Annotated in this window: 14 protein-coding genes, 1 pseudogene and 1 riboswitch; of the genes and pseudogenes, 6 read left to right on the forward strand and 9 right to left on the reverse strand. The window is 67.6% G+C overall.

Annotation, left to right across the window (positions count from 1 at the left end; genetic code table 11):
• Positions 1-8: 8 nt before the first annotated feature.
• The 4 genes and pseudogenes from IU448_RS25085 to IU448_RS25100 all read left to right on the forward strand — a co-directional run bounded on the left by IU448_RS25085 (position 9) and on the right by IU448_RS25100 (position 3,531).
• Positions 9-994, forward strand: a pseudogene (locus IU448_RS25085) (phosphotransferase family protein).
• Positions 991-1,830 carry an enoyl-CoA hydratase-related protein gene (locus IU448_RS25090; RefSeq protein ID WP_195058153.1) on the forward strand — a complete coding sequence of 280 codons (840 nt, stop codon included), beginning with the start codon at positions 991-993 and terminating at the stop codon, positions 1,828-1,830. The pseudogene IU448_RS25085 and the gene IU448_RS25090 overlap by 4 nt, the downstream one beginning before the upstream one ends.
• Before the next feature lie 2 nt (positions 1,831-1,832).
• Entirely contained in the window at positions 1,833-2,801 is a 969-nt protein-coding gene (locus IU448_RS25095; RefSeq protein ID WP_195058326.1) for an NADPH:quinone oxidoreductase family protein, read from the forward strand.
• Between the two features lie 121 nt (positions 2,802-2,922).
• Positions 2,923-3,531, forward strand: coding sequence for a hypothetical protein (locus IU448_RS25100; protein ID WP_195058154.1), 609 nt, complete (start codon positions 2,923-2,925; stop codon positions 3,529-3,531).
• Between the two features lie 55 nt (positions 3,532-3,586).
• Here the strand turns inward: IU448_RS25100 and IU448_RS25105 are convergent, their stop codons facing one another.
• Complete coding sequence (locus IU448_RS25105) at positions 3,587-4,483, reverse strand: bile acid:sodium symporter family protein (protein ID WP_195058155.1); 897 nt, start codon at positions 4,481-4,483, stop codon at positions 3,587-3,589.
• 218 nt (positions 4,484-4,701) lie between these two features.
• A riboswitch (FMN riboswitch) is annotated at positions 4,702-4,860 on the forward strand.
• 76 nt (positions 4,861-4,936) lie between these two features.
• Between IU448_RS25105 and IU448_RS25110 the strand changes: the two genes are divergently transcribed.
• Positions 4,937-5,389, forward strand: coding sequence for a 6,7-dimethyl-8-ribityllumazine synthase (locus tag IU448_RS25110; protein ID WP_195058156.1), 453 nt, complete (start codon positions 4,937-4,939; stop codon positions 5,387-5,389).
• A 34-nt stretch (positions 5,390-5,423) separates the two neighbouring features.
• Here the strand turns inward: IU448_RS25110 and IU448_RS25115 are convergent, their stop codons facing one another.
• Positions 5,424-7,004 (reverse strand): adenylate/guanylate cyclase domain-containing protein, encoded by a 1,581-nt coding sequence (locus tag IU448_RS25115; RefSeq protein WP_195058157.1) that lies wholly within the window; start codon positions 7,002-7,004, stop codon positions 5,424-5,426.
• A 181-nt stretch (positions 7,005-7,185) separates the two neighbouring features.
• Here IU448_RS25115 and poxB point away from each other — a divergent pair, with 181 nt between their 5' ends.
• A complete protein-coding gene (gene poxB, locus IU448_RS25120; protein ID WP_195058158.1) occupies positions 7,186-8,922 on the forward strand; it encodes a ubiquinone-dependent pyruvate dehydrogenase in 1,737 nt (578 codons plus the stop codon).
• A 77-nt stretch (positions 8,923-8,999) separates the two neighbouring features.
• On the opposite strand, the gene IU448_RS25125 is transcribed toward poxB, so the two are convergent.
• From IU448_RS25125 to IU448_RS25155, 7 genes are all read right to left on the reverse strand, one after another.
• On the reverse strand, positions 9,000-9,623 hold the full coding sequence (locus IU448_RS25125) for a hypothetical protein (protein ID WP_195058159.1): 624 nt from the start codon (positions 9,621-9,623) through the stop codon (positions 9,000-9,002).
• A gap of 93 nt (positions 9,624-9,716) precedes the next feature.
• Entirely contained in the window at positions 9,717-10,865 is a 1,149-nt protein-coding gene (locus IU448_RS25130; protein WP_195058160.1) for an acyl-CoA dehydrogenase family protein, read from the reverse strand.
• 7 nt (positions 10,866-10,872) lie between these two features.
• Complete coding sequence (locus tag IU448_RS25135; RefSeq protein WP_195058161.1) at positions 10,873-12,036, reverse strand: thiolase family protein; 1,164 nt, start codon at positions 12,034-12,036, stop codon at positions 10,873-10,875.
• Between the two features lie 207 nt (positions 12,037-12,243).
• Positions 12,244-13,095 (reverse strand): enoyl-CoA hydratase/isomerase family protein, encoded by an 852-nt coding sequence (locus IU448_RS25140; RefSeq protein ID WP_416383047.1) that lies wholly within the window; start codon positions 13,093-13,095, stop codon positions 12,244-12,246.
• A 20-nt stretch (positions 13,096-13,115) separates the two neighbouring features.
• On the reverse strand, positions 13,116-14,351 hold the full coding sequence (locus IU448_RS25145; protein WP_195058162.1) for a CaiB/BaiF CoA transferase family protein: 1,236 nt from the start codon (positions 14,349-14,351) through the stop codon (positions 13,116-13,118).
• Positions 14,351-15,118, reverse strand: a complete 768-nt coding sequence (locus tag IU448_RS25150) for an SDR family NAD(P)-dependent oxidoreductase (protein ID WP_195058163.1) — start codon at positions 15,116-15,118, stop codon at positions 14,351-14,353. The genes IU448_RS25145 and IU448_RS25150 overlap by 1 nt, the downstream gene beginning before the upstream one ends.
• Positions 15,118-16,284 carry an acyl-CoA dehydrogenase family protein gene (locus tag IU448_RS25155; RefSeq protein ID WP_195058328.1) on the reverse strand — a complete coding sequence of 389 codons (1,167 nt, stop codon included), beginning with the start codon at positions 16,282-16,284 and terminating at the stop codon, positions 15,118-15,120. Before IU448_RS25155 ends, IU448_RS25150 begins: the two co-directional genes overlap by 1 nt.
• Between the last annotated feature and the right edge of the window lie 132 nt (positions 16,285-16,416).

The following is a 16,416-nucleotide window of genomic DNA, read 5'->3' on the forward strand; positions in this document are numbered from 1 at the left end:
CGAACTGGATGGACGAGTCCGGGCTTCCGGGCAAGGGCGAATCGCTGGAGACCCGGCTGCTGTCGGGCGGTACACAGAACGAGATCTACGAGATCACCCGTGGGGAACACCGATGCGTACTGCGCATTCCGCCGGTACACGCGCCCGCCGGCCGGGACAACGGCATTCTGCGGGAATGGCGGATCATCGAAGCCCTGGACGGCACCGAGGTACCGCATACGCCCGCTGTGGCCGTCTGCACCGATACCGGCGTACTCGGCCGCACCTTCTACCTGATGGGTTTCGTGGACGGCTGGTCGCCGATGGACCATCGCCGGGTCTGGCCGGTGCCCTTCGATACCGACCCCGCCGCCCGCGCGGGCCTGGCCTTCCAGCTCGCCGAGGGCATCGCCCTGCTGTCCAAGGTCGATTGGCGCGACCGGGGCCTGCACGACCTGGGGCGGCCGGACGGCTTCCACGAACGCCAGGTCGCCCGGTGGACCGGCTTCTTCGACCGGATCAAAACCGCGAACTCGACGGGATGGACACCGCGACCCGCTGGCTGCGCGAACACCGCCCGCTGGACTACCACCCCGGCCTCATGCACGGGGACTACCAGTTCGCGAATGTCATGTACCGCAACGGTGCACCCGCCCGGCTGGCGGCGATCGTGGACTGGGAGATGGGCACCGTCGGGGATCCGAAACTGGATCTGGCGTGGATGGTGCAGAACTGGCCGGCCGACACCTCCGCACCGGGCGATTTCAGGTACGTGGATATGCGCGATATGCCCTCGCGCGATCAGGTCGTGGCGCATTATGCGGAGGTGTCCGGACGCCAGGTCGATGATCTCGATTACTACCTGGTGCTCGCCAAATGGAAACTCGCCATCGTGCTGGAACAGGGGTTCCAACGTGCGGGCGACGATGTGAAACTGCAATCCTTCGGCCCGATCGTCGGCGAACTCATGCGGTCGGCCGCCGAGCTCGCCGAAACAACGGAGTACCGCTCATGAACGAGACAGGCCCGGAGGGTAGCCACGGAAATCCCGCGCCCATTACCGGTCGGCACAGCAGCAGCGACGAAGAATTCCTGGTCGAATCCCACGGGGCGGTCACCGTCCTCACGCTGAACCGGCCACAAGTCCGTAATGCACTGAACGGGAATGTGATCGCCGGGATCGGCGCCACCGTGCTGGCGGCCGAACAGGATCCCGCCATCCGGGCGCTGGTGCTCACCGCGGCCGGCGCGAAGGCGTTCTGCTCTGGGATGGATCTGCGGGCCTTTGCCGGCGGCGAAGACGTCGGTTTCAGCGATACCCCGCAGAACCGCGCCTTCCAGCGCCTCACCCGCGGCACAGTGGCGGTCCCGGTGATCGGAGCCGCCAACGGCACCGCGGTGGGCGGCGGCCTGGAACTACTGCTGGGCTGCGATCTGATCGTCGCCGCCGACACCGCGAAATTCGGGCTGCCCGAAGTGCAGCGCGGACTGTTCCCCGGTGGCGGCGGCACCTATATCGCCGAGCGGATACCCCTCGGAATCGCCCTGCAGCTCACCCTGACCGGCGACTATTTCACCGCCGCCCGCGGCTACGAGATCGGCCTGTTCAATGCGGTGACACCCGCGGATCAGGTGCTCGACACCGCGATCGCGTTCGCCGAACGGATCGCCGCCAACGGCCCACTGGGCGTCGCGGCCTGTAAGGAACTGGTGCGATTGTCGGTCACCGACCCCGGTAAGGCCGCCGAACGGCTGCGGCATTGGCAGGGTGTGGTGTTCGCGAGCGCCGACGCCGAGGAGGGCGCGATGGCGTTCATGGAGAAGCGAGAGCCGGTGTGGCAGGGGAAGTGACCGTGCGGGCGGTGGTCTGCCCCGAATACGGCGCACCGGACGTCCTGCGAATCGAGAAGCGGCCCGTACCCGTGCCCGGTAGGGGGCAGGCGCGGGTACGGGTGTGCGCCGCGGCCGTCAATTTCCCGGACGTGCTGCTGATCGGCGGCAAATATCAGATCGCCGTTCCACCGCCGTTCGTACCCGGCAGCGAGTTCGCCGGGGAGATCGTGGAATTGGGTCCCGGCTGTGAAGGCCGCGCAGTCGGGGACCCCGTCACCGGCACCGGCCGCTACGGCGCCTTCGCCGATCAGGTGCTCGCCTGCGCCGCGGATCTCACACCGATCCCGGACGGCGTGGACTATCACGCGGCAGCCGCATTCGGTGTCGCCTACCGCACCGCCTACCACTGCCTGCGTTCGGTGGCCGGAGTCGGGCCGGGCGACACTGTGATCGTGTTCGGCGCGGGCGGCGGTGTCGGACTGGCAGCCGTACAACTGGCCGTCGCGCTCGGCGCGAACGTGATCGCGGTGGCGTCCTCGGCCGCCAAACTGGCCACTGCCCACTCCTACGGCGCCACCCATCTGATCGACCACCGCGACGGCGCCCTGCGCCGGCAACTCCGCACCGTCGTCCCCGACGGCGCCACCGCTGTCCTCGACCCGGTCGGCGGCGACCTGTCCGAACCCGCCCTGCGCGCGCTGGGCCGGGGCGGACGCTTCGTCACCATCGGTTACGCCTCGGGTACCGTCCCCCGAATCCCGCTGAACCTGGTACTCGTGAAAGGTCTGCGAATCCTCGGCTTCCAGTTCCAGGATATCGACCCGCACGAATTCGCCCGCAACGAACAGGAACTCACCGACCTGCTTGCCTCCGGCCGCGTATCCCCCCATATCGGCGCCGTATTCCCCCTCGAGCAGGCGTCCGTGGCACTCGGCGAGATCGCCGCCGGTCGAGCCGTCGGCAAGATCCTGCTCGACCCGGGCGCCTGACGTCACCACCCATCGTCGGCGAACGACTCGGGCGCTCTTGGCATTCTGTTGAAATCGCCACCTCCGGCGGGGAGACTGAACAAGCCGCGTTCACGCGCGGGCGGGGATCGGAGGTGGCGTCATGGCCGGAAAACCGGAAAGCAGGACCGGGCCGGATCCGGTGCCGGACGAAGGATCGCCCGCCATCCCCTGGACCGTGCTGACAGCGATCTACTCCATGCTGGGCGTGGCATTGTTCCTCCTCGCCTCGGCCGCGGTTGCCTTCGTCGACCGCTCCCTCGCGACCAGGCCGGCGGATCTGGCCGGCGGGGTGGTGTCGGCGATGGTCCTGGCCGGGCTGTGGATCTGGCTGGCTCTGGCCAGTGAGGCGGGGCGACGCGGGGCACGGATCGCCGGTACAGCGCTTCTCGGAACGAGCGCATCGTTCGTCGGCCTCAGCTTCCTACCGGCGGCCTGGCGGGGGACACCGACGAATGCCTTCTGCCTGTTCGTATTCGCCGTCGCTGTCACCGCGGCCATAGCCCTCGGTACCTTCGGCTACCTCGCACTACCGCTTGCCACTCTCATCTTCGCGGGCGGCCTGATCACCACGTCCACCATCCTCGGGATCCACACCGCGGGAATGAACCTCGTGGTCGACACCATCGTGCTGGCCACGAGCCTTGTCGCGGTCATCGCCCTCTGGCACCCGGCATCGGCGCGCCATTTCTCCCCACCGAGATCCGGATGACCAGGTCGCTCCCCCGCCTCGGGCACGGCGGCGACCGATGCGTTCGGGTACGACCCTAGCGTGGAGTCGCGGGCTCGGCGGATACCGAGGCGCGGCCGCCGCGGCGGGACCTGGCGAACAGGACAGCGGCGACGGCCGCGGGAATGTTCATGAGAAATCCGTACAGGGCGGCCGGCACGGCCATCGTCTCGTTGCCGAGCACGGTGGTCGCAATGGTGATGGCCAGCGCGGCGTTGTGCACGCCGATCTCCATCCCGGCGGCCACGGCGTCGGCGCGTTCCACACCGAAGGCCCGGGGCACCAGATAGCCGACCAGCAGGCTGCACACACAGAGCAGCAAGGCGATCGGGCCCAGCTCCCAGAGATGTTCGGTGACCGTGCCGAATTCCGAGAACAGCGCGGCGGCCACCACGAACACGAGGACACCGGCCGCGGCGATCTTCACCGTGGACTGCCGCCGGCCCGACCAGTCCGGGTAGCGCCGGCGAACCCACATACCCGCCGCCACCGGCACCAGGACCAGGGCGAAAACCTGCACGAACTTCGCGGGATGGAAGACGATCGCCGCGCTGTCCTGCAGGAACAGCGCGTAGGAGACGGCGACCACGAGGGGCAACGTGACCACTGCCAGCACGGAATTGATCGCCGTGAGCGTGATGTTCAGGGCGACGTTACCGCCGGCGATATGGCTGAACAGATTCGCCGAGGTACCGCCGGGCGATGCGACCAGCAGCATCATTCCCACCGCGAGCACCCCGTCCAGGCCGAACAGGTGGATCAGGCCGAAACAGATCAGCGGCAGGACGAGCAGCTGGCAGGCCAGTGCGATCACGGCGGTTTTCGGGTACTTCGCGACCCGGGTGAAATCATCGGCCGTCAAGGTCAGCCCGAGGCCGAACATCACGATCCCCAGCGCGAGCGGTAAAGCTACCGCGAAAAGTGTGGAACCCATATACGTCCTTCCGGCGGTCGAGGCATACCCGGGCCCCGGGCAGCATCGGCCTGGGCCTCGTACCGGGGGCGGGACCCGTGCGCGAGGCGATCATCGATACGGTCGCCTTATATCTTGTCGATGCCCGTATCCTGTGCAAGCCGATGACCTCGAGTCGGCAGGCCATCGCCTGGGCTGCTGTAGCCGCGACGACGGCCCGTTGTTAGAGTCCGCGCTGTACACGTTCTCAGGGCGGGGCGGAATTCCCCACCGGCGGTAATGGCATCCGGGCCGATCCGGACGCACGAGCCCGCGAGCGCCACCATTCGTGGTGGGTCGAGCAGATTCCGGTGCGATCCCGGAGCCGACGGTCACAGTCCGGATGAAAGAGAACGCGGCAGCGGAGAGCCCGGATACGGGCCGCTCCTGTTCGCGTTGCCATGCCCTGGGTGACATAGCGAAGAGGAGTACATTATGTCGCCCGACTCGAACCGCATCGCTCTCGTCGCCGCCCGCTGGCACGCCGATATCGTCGACCGGGCGGTGCAGTCCTGCCGATCCGGGCTCGCCGGGCACGGGTTCACCGAGGTCGACGTGATCGAAGTGCCCGGGGCGTTCGAGATCCCGCTGCGAATCAAACGGCTGGCAGCCACCGGCCGGTACGCCGCGCTCGCCGGCTGCGCCCTGGTGGTCGACGGCGGTATCTACCGGCACGATTTCGTCGCCTCCACTGTGGTGGACGCACTCATGCGGATCCAGCTCGAGGCCGATATCCCGGTGTTCTCTGCGGTTCTCACCCCGCATCACTTCCACGAGCACAGTGAGCATCTGACGTACTTCACGCGGCATTTCGAAACCAAGGGCGCGGAGCTGGCCGACTCCGTCGCGGCCACGCTGGGAGTCGAGGTGCCGTCGCCGGGGAAGTAGGCGGCCCCCGGCGGGCAGCGCCACTGCACCGTGATCAGGCCTCCCGCCCCGGCGCTTTCGGCCGCTGGACCGGGCGGGCGAGCCGGGTCGGGGTGAGCCGGCCGCGCAGCGTCACCGATTCGCCGAGCACCCAGTGGCCGGCCTCGGTGGCTGCGGCCGCGGTGACCGTCTTCTCCGAGGTGAGCAGCAGGCAATCCTGCTTCGCCAGTTCGCAGAGCCGGGCGGCTTCGTTGACGGCATCACCGATCACCGTGAATTCGTAGCGTTGCCGAGCGCCCACATTACCCGCGACGACCCGCCCCTCGGCGATACCTATCGCCGCCTCGAATTCGGCGCTGCCGGTATCGAGCCTGGCCCGGATCGCGCGGCCGCAGGCCAGTGCCGCGCCCGCGGAGTCGGACAGTTGGGCGGGTGTCCCGAAGACGGCCAGTGCCGCGTCGCCTTCGAATTTGTTGAGCAGGCCGCCGTGCTTTTCCACCTCGTCCACCACCACATCGAAGAACCTGTTGAGGATCGTGACCATCTCGGGCGCGCTCAGGGTCGCGGCCATGGTGGTGGAGCCGACTATATCGATGAACAGGGCCGCGGCCTCGACCTCGGCGCCGCCGAGCTCCGGCTTGCCGGCCAGTGCGGCGTCGGCGACCTCGCGCCCGACATGCCTGCCGAACAGATCCCTGATCTCCTCGCGTTCGCGGAGCCCGCCGACCATACCGTTGAAACCGCTCTGCAGTTCACCCAGTTCGGTGCCGTCGTAGACCGCGAGCGTGAGATCGAATTCGCCCTTCTCCACCTCGCGCATCGCCCGGCGCACACCGCTGATCGGGGCAACGGTCGCCGCCAATGTCTGGGTCATCAGCAGGCAGCCGATCACGAGCGCCGCACCGCCGAGCGACAGTACACACACCGCCAGACGTGCGGTGCTCACATCGCCGGTGGTCAGTGCGACCACCGCCACCACCATCAGGCCCGCCACCGGCAGACCCGAACCGACCAGCCACATCAGCAGCGACCGGCCGAAGACGCCGATACCGCTGCGGGAGCGCGAAGTCCGCGCCGACAGCACCCGCGAGGTCACCGGCCGTAACGCGAACTCGATGATCAGGTACGTACTCGCGCACACCACGATCGCGCTGAAGGTGATACCGAAGGCAACCTTGGGGATCAGCCCCGGGTCGGCCAGTCCGGCCAGCAGCGTGAGCACGACCACTCCCCCGAACCACAGCAGCGCCTGGAGCCGCACCAGCCGCCGTGGCACCGCCGCGGCGGCTGCCTGCTGCTTCCCGGTGGGCACCGTATCGGGGTCGAGCGCCCAGCCCAGTGCGCCCAGACCGCGCGCGGTGCCCCACCACACCCCGATCAGCACGGCAACCGCCGCGTACACCGGGGCCGCGACCGCATCGATCAGGATCATCTTCTCGGTGAACACCGACGGTCCCGGTAGCACGAACCCGATCAGCGTGATCGACACGAATACACCGGCCAGGTTGGCCAGCACGATCGGCACCGTCAACAGCAATTGGATACGAAGCCGCCGAATTCCCGCGGCCTCCTCCTCGCGCCCGAGTAGTCGCGACCCCCACGGTGCCGCCGCGAGTGGGTGGTTGCTCCGCGGCATGCTCTGCCCGCCCTTTCCGGATCCACACGTACCGAGTACCGGGTCGACCGGCCCAGCACCCGAACCAGGCATACCACGCCGCCGCACTCCTGACGATCTCCCGGAGCACCGATTCCCTCGCTCCGCGGCGACGCCGCTTCGCCTCACCGACGATCGAGCCTCGCGCGCGTAGGGTCGCGCCATGGCGACTGTTGCTCAACATATGATCTCTGCGCTGCAGGTCAGCGGGGTCGGCCGCGTATACGGGTTGCCCGGCGACAGCTTGAACGGGTTCACCGACGCGATACGGCGGGCGGACGGCATCTCCTGGGAGCATGTGCGGCACGAGGAGGCCGCCGCGTTCGCCGCGACAGCGGATGCCGCGCTGACGGGCCGGCTCGCGGTCTGCGCCGGGAGTTGCGGGCCCGGCAATCTCCATCTGATCAACGGACTGTACGACGCGCAGCGGACCAGGGTTCCGGTTCTGGCCGTCGCCGCGCATATCCCGATCGCCGAGATCGGATCCGGCTACTTCCAGGAAACCCACCCGGAGGAGTTGTTCCGCGAGTGCAGTGTCTACTGCGAGCTGGTCAGCAGCCCGGAGTCGGCCCCGCGGATCGTGGAGATGGCTATGCGGGCGGCCGTGGAAGAAAAGGGGGTCGCCGTCGTGGTGATCCCCGGCGAAGTGTTCCAGAGCCGGCTACCCGACGACCGGTGGAGCACCCGGCCGGTACTACCTTCCCGGTCGGTGGTGCGGCCGGACGACACCACCCTGCGCCGGGCGGCCGACGTCCTGAATGCCGGGTCGCGGGTGACGATTCTCGGCGGGGCCGGCACCGGCGGCGCTCACCACGAGGTCATGCGGTTGGCCGCTACGCTGCAATCCCCGATCGTGCACGCGTTCCGCGGTAAGGAGCACCTGGAGTACGACAACCCGTACGACGTGGGAATGACCGGGTTGCTCGGATACGCATCGGGGTACAAGGCGATCAAAGAAGCCGACGTACTGCTGATGCTCGGTACCGATTTCCCGTATACGCAGTTCTACCCGGAGGACGCCGCGGTCATCCAGGTCGATATCCGCGGCAGCCACCTCGGGCGGCGTACGCCGGTCGACGTGGGCATGGTGGGCAGCGTAGCGGACACAGCCGAAGCGCTGCTGCCGCTGCTCACCCCGAAAACCGATCGGACACACCTCGACCGGTCACTGCGGCATTACCGGCGCACCCGCAAATCGCTCGACGAACTCGCGGTCAACGATCGCGACCGCACCCCGATCAGGCCGGAGTACGTGGCCGGTGTGGTGAACCGGTCGGCTGCCGACGATGCGGTGTTCACTTTCGACGTCGGTTCCCCGACCACCTGGGCGGCGCGTTATCTGACCATGAACGGCCGGCGCCGGCTGACCGGTTCGTTCACCCACGGCACGATGGCCTGCGCCCTGCCGCATGCCATCGGCGCGCAGACGGCCTATCCCGGACGCCAGGTGATCGCCCTCGCCGGAGACGGCGGCTTGACGATGCTGTTCGGCGAGCTGCTCACGCTGGTGCAGAACGATCTGCCAGTGAAGGTGATCGTGTTCAACAACTCGTCACTGAACTTCGTGGAGCTGGAGATGAAGGCGGCCGGGGTGGTGAACTTCGGTACCGGCCTGGACAATCCCGACTTCGGTGCCGTCGCCCGTGCGATGGGAATATGGGGCCGACGGGTCGAGCAGCCGGGCGACCTGGAGCCGGCGATCACAGAGGCGTTGGCCCACGACGGACCCGCGCTCGTCGATGTCGTCGTCGCACGGCAGGAATTGACGATCCCGCCGGCCGTCTCGGCGGAGCAGGCGAAGGGTTTCACCCTCTACGCCATCCGCACCATCCTCGCCGGTCGCGGCGACGAACTGCTCGACCTGGTCACCACCAACGTCGCCCGGCGCATCCTGGATTAGGGGCCCAGAGGCGAGCACAGCGACAGCCTGCCCGGCGCACGGCCGGGTCACGTCCGCGCGTCGCCGGAGTCTGCCGGTCAGACCGCCCGGACCAGCGCCTGGCGACCTCGCAGATCTGCCAGGAGCACCTCGCCGCTGTGGAAGGTTTCGAGGTTTTCGTCCGCGCGCTCCGGGATTCCCGCCGCGCCGAGCGCGCAGCGTTTGAACGCCCGGGCGGCGGTGCTCAATCGGTGGTGCGCCGTGAAAACCCGGCAGGCGAGTTCATCGGGCAGATCGTCACCCCAGACCGCCAGTTCGGTGAGCCCTTTGTCGAGGCAGTCGATGGCCCCTCGGCGAACCCATTCGTTGGTGACGAACACATCGGGTGCCAGCAGCACGCTTTCCGGCCAGGTGGCGTGCACCGGGGAGGCCAGGGCGGTGGTCAGGTCCAGGACGGTGGCGCCGAGGATCTCCAGGGGCCGGACATCGTCGTGTTCCGTGAGTACGGCGACCACTTCCCAGCCGCCCATCATCCGGTCGAAGATGAAACCGCCCGCGTACCGGACCGCATCCACCGTATTCGGGGCGACAATTGCCAGCCGGTGCCGCAGCGGATGGCGCCGGGCGTGCGCGCGCACGAGATCGACCGGATGCAGGCCCGCGCGGATTTCGCACTCGGTGTCGAAGAGGCAATCATCGCGCTCATCCCGTGAACCGATCACCGGGTACTCCGTTCGATAAACCAACTGTTGAAACAGTAGGTTCGAACGCGCTTATGTGATGTGCCTCTCACCAAATATCCAGTGTGCTATACATCACAGGCCGAGGTCTTTGGCAATGATAACTTTCATGACCTCGCTGGTGCCCGCGTAGATACGGGCCACCCGGGCATCGGTGTAGAGCCGGGCGATCGGATACTCCATCATGTAGCCGTAACCGCCGAACAATTGCAGGCAGCGGTCCACGGTACGGGCCTGGGTTTCGGTGGCGAACAGTTTCACGCGGGCGGCGTCCGCGCCCGAGAGCTGCCCGTGCACCAGATCGAGCACCGCCCGGTCCACCATGGTCTGCGCGGCCTCGACCTCCGCGGACATGGCGGCGAGTTCGAATTTGGTGTTCTGAAACGAGGCCACGGGTGTTCCGAATGCCTTGCGTTCCCGCACATATTCGATGGTCGCGGTTACCGCGGCCCGGGCTTGCGCCACCGAACCCACCGCCACCGTCATCCGTTCCTGCGGCAGATTGTGGCCCAGGTAGCCGAAGGCGACGCCTTCGGCCCCCAGCCGGTTGGCCACCGGGACCCGCACATCGGTGAACGACAGTTCCACCGTGTCCTGGACTCTGCAGCCCATCTTGTCCAGCACCCGGCCGCGTTCGAAGCCGGGCATCTCGTCCTCGATAACGAGCAGGGTGAGCCCGGCGCGCCGATTCGCGGGGTCGGTAGCGGTCCGCGCGACCACGATCACCAGATCGGCGAGCAGGCCACCGGTGATGAACGTTTTCGCGCCGTTGAGGATGTAGTGGTCGCCGTCGCGGACGGCGGTGGTGCGGATACCGGCCAAATCCGAACCGGTACCGGGTTCGGTCATGGCGATGGCGGTGAGCAGGCTGCCGTCGGCCAGGCCGGGAAACCAGCGGGCCCGCTGGTCACCGTCGGCGTATTCGAGGAAGTACGGCAGGATCACATCCAGCTGGGTGCGCACCGTACCGAGGGTGACCAGCGCGCGCTGCGCCTCCTCCTGCAGCACCACGTTGTACCGGTAGTCCCGGGCACCCATACCGCCGTATTCCGCGGGAACAGCGGTGCCGAGCAGGCCGAGTCCGCCGAGCCGGCGAAACACCGCACGCGGCATCTGTCCCTGTTTCTCCCATTCGGGATAGTTCGGGACGACTTCCTTTTCGATGAACTCCCGGGCGAGGTCCCGGAAGGCCTCGTGGTCGGGGGTGAACAGATCGCGGCGCATATTCGTCCTAAGAGATCAATTCGACGACGGTGGCATTCGCCGTGCCGCCGCCTTCACACATGGTCTGCAAGCCATAGCGAATTCCGTTGTCCTGCATGTGGTGCAGCATCCGGGTCATGAGTACGGCACCGGAGGCCCCCAGCGGATGTCCCAGCGCGATGGCACCGCCCAGCGGATTGACCCGGCCGGGGTCGGCTCCGGTTTCCGCGAGCCAGGCCAGCGGGACCGGCGCGAATGCCTCGTTCACCTCGAACACCCCGATATCGGCGAGCGACAGTCCCGCTTTCCGCAGCACCTTCTCGGTGGCCGGGATGGGGCCGGTGAGCATGAGCACCGGGTCGGCGCCGGCCACCGCACCGGCCCGATACCGGGCGAGCGGACGCACACCGAGCTGGGCGGCCAGCTCTGCCGTGGTGATCAGCAGGGCAGCGGCACCGTCGGAGATCTGGGAGGAGTTACCGGCATGGATGACGCCGTCGTCCTGGAACGCCGGTTTCAGGTTCGCCAGTTTCTCCGCACTGCTGTCGCGCCGGACTCCTTCGTCGGCGACGACCACACCGCCTTCGGCGTATTCGCCGGCGGGCGCGGTGACCTCGACGATCTGCTCGTCGAATGCCCCACGGTCCTGCGCCGCGGCGGCGAGTTCATGCGACCGCGCCGAATATTCGTCGAGAACCGAGCGGCCGAAACCCCATTTCGCGGCGATCATTTCGGCCGAGATCCCCTGATTGAAGGAGAAATCGTCGTAGCGCGACAGCACGGCCGGGCCGTACGGCTGTCCGGTGGCGCGCGCGGCCCCCAGCGGCACCCGGCTCATCACCTCGACGCCCCCGGCGACGACGATATCCTGCTGTCCCGACATCACCGCCTGCGCCGCGAAGTCCAGCGCCTGCTGACTCGCCCCGCAGGCCCGGTTCACCGTCGTCCCCGGAATCGATTCCGGCCACCCCGCCGCCAGTACGGCGAAACGGCCGATATTGCTGGACTGGTCGCCGACCTGCGAAACACAACCCCATACGACGTCGTCGATGAGCTGCGGGCTCACCCCGGTCCGCTCGGCCAGCTCCCGCAGCACCACCGCGGACAGGTCCGCGGCATGCATCGCGGACAACCCGCCCTTCCGTTTACCGATCGGCGTACGCACCGCACCGGCGATCACTACTTCCCGCATCCAACCCACTCCGTTCCGAAACGTCGCGCCGTTGCTGTCCACACCCGGCGCGCCTGGAGCCGTCCCTCTCGACCCGGCTTGTTCGCCGCTGCCCTCACATCATCACGAACCGGCGCGCCCGCGTCCGCTCTTTCTCCAGCTGAACAGATCACGGGCCGCCCGCTCAGCCCACGGCTGCACACCTCTGCGGCCCACGGCACAGCCGGGTTACTCATTTTCCCGGCGCCTGACGGTCTTCGGCTGCTCCGGCCGGACACTGTTCCCTGCGGATGGCAGGGACCATTCGCCGGTGAAGTGGGGGGCACGTTTCTCGGCAAAAGCCCTGTATGCCTCGGGAGCATCGACGGTGGCGAAATTGACGCCCTGGGCACGGGATTCGGCGGCCAATGCCTCGTGGAGCGTCGCATCGGCCCCCGCGTTGAGCAGTGCCTTGGTCTGGGCGAGGGCGACCGGCGGACCGGCCGCGAGCCGGGCGGCGAGATCGGCGGTGAACTCGCCGATCTCGTCGGCGGCGACGATCCAGGTGACCAGGCCGAGTGCTTCGGCCTGCGCGGCGTCGATGGTTTCGGCCAGCAGGGCGAGGCGTTTCGCCTGCTGTAACCCGATCAACTTCGGCAGCAGCCAGGAGCCGCCCAGGTCGAGCGAGAGGCCGCGCCGGGCGAATATCTGCGCGAAGGTAGCGTCCGGGGTGGCCACCACGAGATCGCAGCCCAGTGCCAGATTCCAGCCGGCGCCGACCGCCACCCCGGTCACCTTCGCTACGGTCGGGGTCGGTAGTTCGTGCAGTTGCAGCGCCAGATCGCTGAAGATCCGCATCTTGTCCATCGGGTGCCGGGCATCGGGTACCGAGATATCGGCGCCGGAACAGAAGGCGCCACCGGCGCCGGTGAGCACCAGGGCACGCACCGACCGGTCCATCCCGGTATCGCGCAGGACATCCGCCAGGTCGCGCCACATGGCCCAGGTCATCGCGTTCTTGCGATGGGGGCGGTTGAGAGTAACGGTCCGGATGCCGTCGTGGTCGGCGACGATCAGTTCACCGTCGCTCACGGCGTTCACTTCCCCGTCGCCCACGGCGATCACGGCTGATTCCGTTCGACCGGCACAGCACCGTATTCGGAGCCGATCACATTCGCCGCCCGAAGCGCGGCGATTTCCGCCGTGGTCCGGCCCAGCTCGCGCAGGACCGCGTCGGTGTGTTCGCCGAGGCCCGGTACCGCGCCCATCGGCGGTTCGAACCCCTCGACGACGGCCGGTGGTAGCAGCGCCGGGATCGGCCCGCCGGGAGTGTCGATCTCGCGCCAGCGCTCGCGGGCGGTGAGCTGCGGATGGTGGAGGACGTCGGTGGCGGTGTTGTAGCGGGAGTTCCCGATACCAGCGTCGTCGGCGGCTTTCTGCACCTCGGCGAGGGTGTGTCCGGCGCACCAGGCGCCGATGGCTTCGTCGAGCTCCTGGCGATACCGCACCCGGTCGGAATTGGTGCCGAACCGGGAGTCCTCGGCCAGATCGGCCCGGCCGAGGACATCGCGCGCCAGACGTTGCCATTCGCGGTCGTTGGTGGTGCCCAGGACAACCGTCTGCCCGTCACCGGTGGCGTAGGCGCCGTAGGGGGCGACCGCGGGCGAGCTCATCGCGAGCGGCTGCTGTTCGACACCGGAATGCCGGGTGTAATTGAGGTGGTAACCCATCATTTCGGCCATGGTGTCGAACAGGCTGAGGCTGATCGCGCCACCGGCCGGGCCGGTATCCCGGTAACGCCCGCACAGGGTCGCCAGGATCGACAGCGCCGCGTACAGGCCGGTGGTCACATCGGCCACCGCCGGACCCGGTTTCGCGGGTTCACCGGGCCGTCCGGTCACCGCGCAAACCCCGGACTCGGCCTGGACCAGCAGGTCGTAGGCGCGTTTGTGTGAGAGCGGCCCACCCGCGCCGAAACCGTCGATTTCCAGCGCGATCAGCCGGGGATACCGTTCGGCGAGCGCGGCCGGGGCCAGTCCGAGCCGTGTGGTGGCGCCGGGCGCGAGGTTGGATACCAGCACATCGGCACGGGCCAGCAGTTCGTGCAGTATCCGCGCGCCGCATTCGGATTTCAGGTCCAGGGTCACCGATTCCTTACCCCGGTTCACCCATACGAAATGCGCGGCCTGCCCGGCCACTACATCGTCGTAGTGCCGGGCGAAATCCCCGCCCACCGGGTTTTCCACCTTGATCACCCGGGCCCCGAAATCGGCGAGGGTGCGGGTGCACATGGGCGCCGAAACGGCCTGCTCCAGCGCCACCACCAGCACCCCGGACAGCGGACCGGCGGCCGGCATCACATCACCATGCCGCCGTCGACCGGCAGCACCTGGCCGGTGACGAAGGACGCCGCGTCGGAGGCCAGGAATACGAAGGCGCCGGCCACTTCGCCGGGTTCGGCCCAGCGACGCAGCAGGATGCGGTTGATCATCTGTTTCGCGAATTTCTCATCCGTGCGGATGGTTTCGGTCATCGACGTGGCGGCCAGCGGGGCCAGCGCGTTGACGAGGATGTTCTTGCGGGCGAGTTCGCGGGCCAGCGATTTGGTGACCCCGATGATGCCGGCCTTGGCGGCGGAATAGTTCACCTGCCCGAGCGTTCCGGTGAGCCCCGCCGACGAGGTGACATTGATGATCCGCCCGGTGCCGTCGGTTGCGAGATACGGTAGCGCGGCCTGACTGCAGTTGAAGGTGCCCAGTACATGGACATCGAAGATCTTGCGCATCGATTCCGGCGTGGTTCCGGGGAACATGGCGGGCGCGGTGATCCCCGCATTGTTCACCAGGATATGTATTTTCCCGCTGCCCAATTCGGCTGCCTGCGCGGCGGCCGCCACGGCGGATTCCGGGTCCGCGACATCGAGCGCGCAGGCCCGTGCGGTACCGCCGTCCGCGGTGATCTTCTCGGCGACCGTCCCGGCCGCGGCACCGTCGAGATCGGTGACCAGCACCGCCGCCCCCTGGCCGGCCAGCGCCCGCGCCACCGCCGAACCGATACCGCCCGCGCCACCGGTGACCAGCGCGGCGCGGCCGGTCAGATCGAATAGTCCGTTTTTCGCTGCCATCAGTAACTCCTCGGCATACCCAACACGTGCGACCCCAGATAGTTGAGGATCATTTCCTGACTGATCGGCGCGATCCGCATCACGCGTGACTCCCGGAAATACCGGGAGATGTGATATTCCTCCGAATAACCCATGCCGCCGTGCGTCTGCATCGCGCGGTCGGCGGCCTCGAAACCGGCTTCGGCGCACAGATATTTGGCGGTATTGGCCTCCCGGCCACAGGGTTTGCCCTGGTCGTACAACCAGGTCGCTTTCCGCAGCACCAGTTCCGCGGCGTCCAGCCGGGTCAGCGAATCGGCCAGCGGGAATTGGATGCCCTGGTTCTTGCCGATGGGCCGCCCGAAAACCTCGCGCTCGTTCGCGTAACGCACCGCGCGATCGAGTGCGACCCGCCCGATCCCGAGCGCTTCGGCCGCGATCAGCATCCGCTCGGGATTGAGGCCGTCGAGCAGATACTCGAATCCGCGGCCCTCCTCCCCCACCCGGTCTTCCACCGGAATCCGCAGATCGTCGATGAACAATTCGTTCGACGACACCGCGTTGCGGCCCATTTTCGGAATGGGCCGGATATCGACGTGATCGCGGTCGAGATCGGTGAGGAACAGCGTCATACCGCTGGTCTTCTTCTCGACCTCGTCGTACTTGTGGGTGCGGGTGAGCAGCAGGATCTTCTCCGATTCCAGCGCTTTGGAGATCCACACCTTGCGTCCGTTGACCACGTAGTGGTCGCCGTCGCGGCGGGCGAAGGTGGTGATCCGGCTGGTGTCCAGGCCCGCGCCCGGTTCGGTGACGCCGAAGCAGACGTGCAGGTCACCGCGGGCGACCAGGGGCAGGGTGCGCTGTTTCAGCTCCGCCGAACCGTGCACGATCACGGGCTGCATACCGAACAGGGACAGGTGAATCGCGGTGGCGGCGTTCATACCGCCACCGGACCGCGAGACCTGCTCGGCCAGGATCGAAGCCTCGGTGATCCCGAGCCCGTGCCCGCCGTATTCCTCGGGGATACAGATACCCAGCCAGCCGCCGTCGGCAATTGCCCGGTAGAACTCGGTGGGGAACTGGTGATCCCGGTCCTTCTCCATCCAGTATTGATCGTCGAATTTCCGAGCCAGTTCGGCCACCGAATCCCGGATCAGCCGCTGATCCTCGGACAGTTCGAAACTCATACCGTCGGACACATCAACTCCTCTCGTCGCCGCCCCGCGGCCTGGCGGTCGCCCGCTCTCGTCGCAGCAGATCACTGCCCTCGCTCGGATCAACTCACCTCGGGCCGGGACATCTACTCCGGACAGGGCGGG

This window comes from Nocardia flavorosea, from assembly GCF_015477805.1.
Lineage (GTDB): Bacteria > Actinomycetota > Actinomycetes > Mycobacteriales > Mycobacteriaceae > Nocardia > Nocardia flavorosea_A.

Coding starts and splice junctions, on each gene's coding strand:
- IU448_RS25090 (WP_195058153.1), top strand. CDS start 991: ATGAACGAGACAGGCCCGGAGGGTAGCCACGGAAATCCCGCGCCCATT.
- IU448_RS25100 (WP_195058154.1), top strand. CDS start 2,923: ATGGCCGGAAAACCGGAAAGCAGGACCGGGCCGGATCCGGTGCCGGAC.
- IU448_RS25105 (WP_195058155.1), bottom strand. CDS start 4,483: ATGGGTTCCACACTTTTCGCGGTAGCTTTACCGCTCGCGCTGGGGATC.
- IU448_RS25110 (WP_195058156.1), top strand. CDS start 4,937: ATGTCGCCCGACTCGAACCGCATCGCTCTCGTCGCCGCCCGCTGGCAC.
- IU448_RS25115 (WP_195058157.1), bottom strand. CDS start 7,004: ATGCCGCGGAGCAACCACCCACTCGCGGCGGCACCGTGGGGGTCGCGA.
- poxB (WP_195058158.1), top strand. CDS start 7,186: ATGGCGACTGTTGCTCAACATATGATCTCTGCGCTGCAGGTCAGCGGG.
- IU448_RS25130 (WP_195058160.1), bottom strand. CDS start 10,865: ATGCGCCGCGATCTGTTCACCCCCGACCACGAGGCCTTCCGGGACCTC.
- IU448_RS25135 (WP_195058161.1), bottom strand. CDS start 12,036: ATGCGGGAAGTAGTGATCGCCGGTGCGGTGCGTACGCCGATCGGTAAA.
- IU448_RS25145 (WP_195058162.1), bottom strand. CDS start 14,351: ATGCCGGCCGCCGGTCCGCTGTCCGGGGTGCTGGTGGTGGCGCTGGAG.
- IU448_RS25150 (WP_195058163.1), bottom strand. CDS start 15,118: ATGGCAGCGAAAAACGGACTATTCGATCTGACCGGCCGCGCCGCGCTG.
- IU448_RS25155 (WP_195058328.1), bottom strand. CDS start 16,284: ATGAGTTTCGAACTGTCCGAGGATCAGCGGCTGATCCGGGATTCGGTG.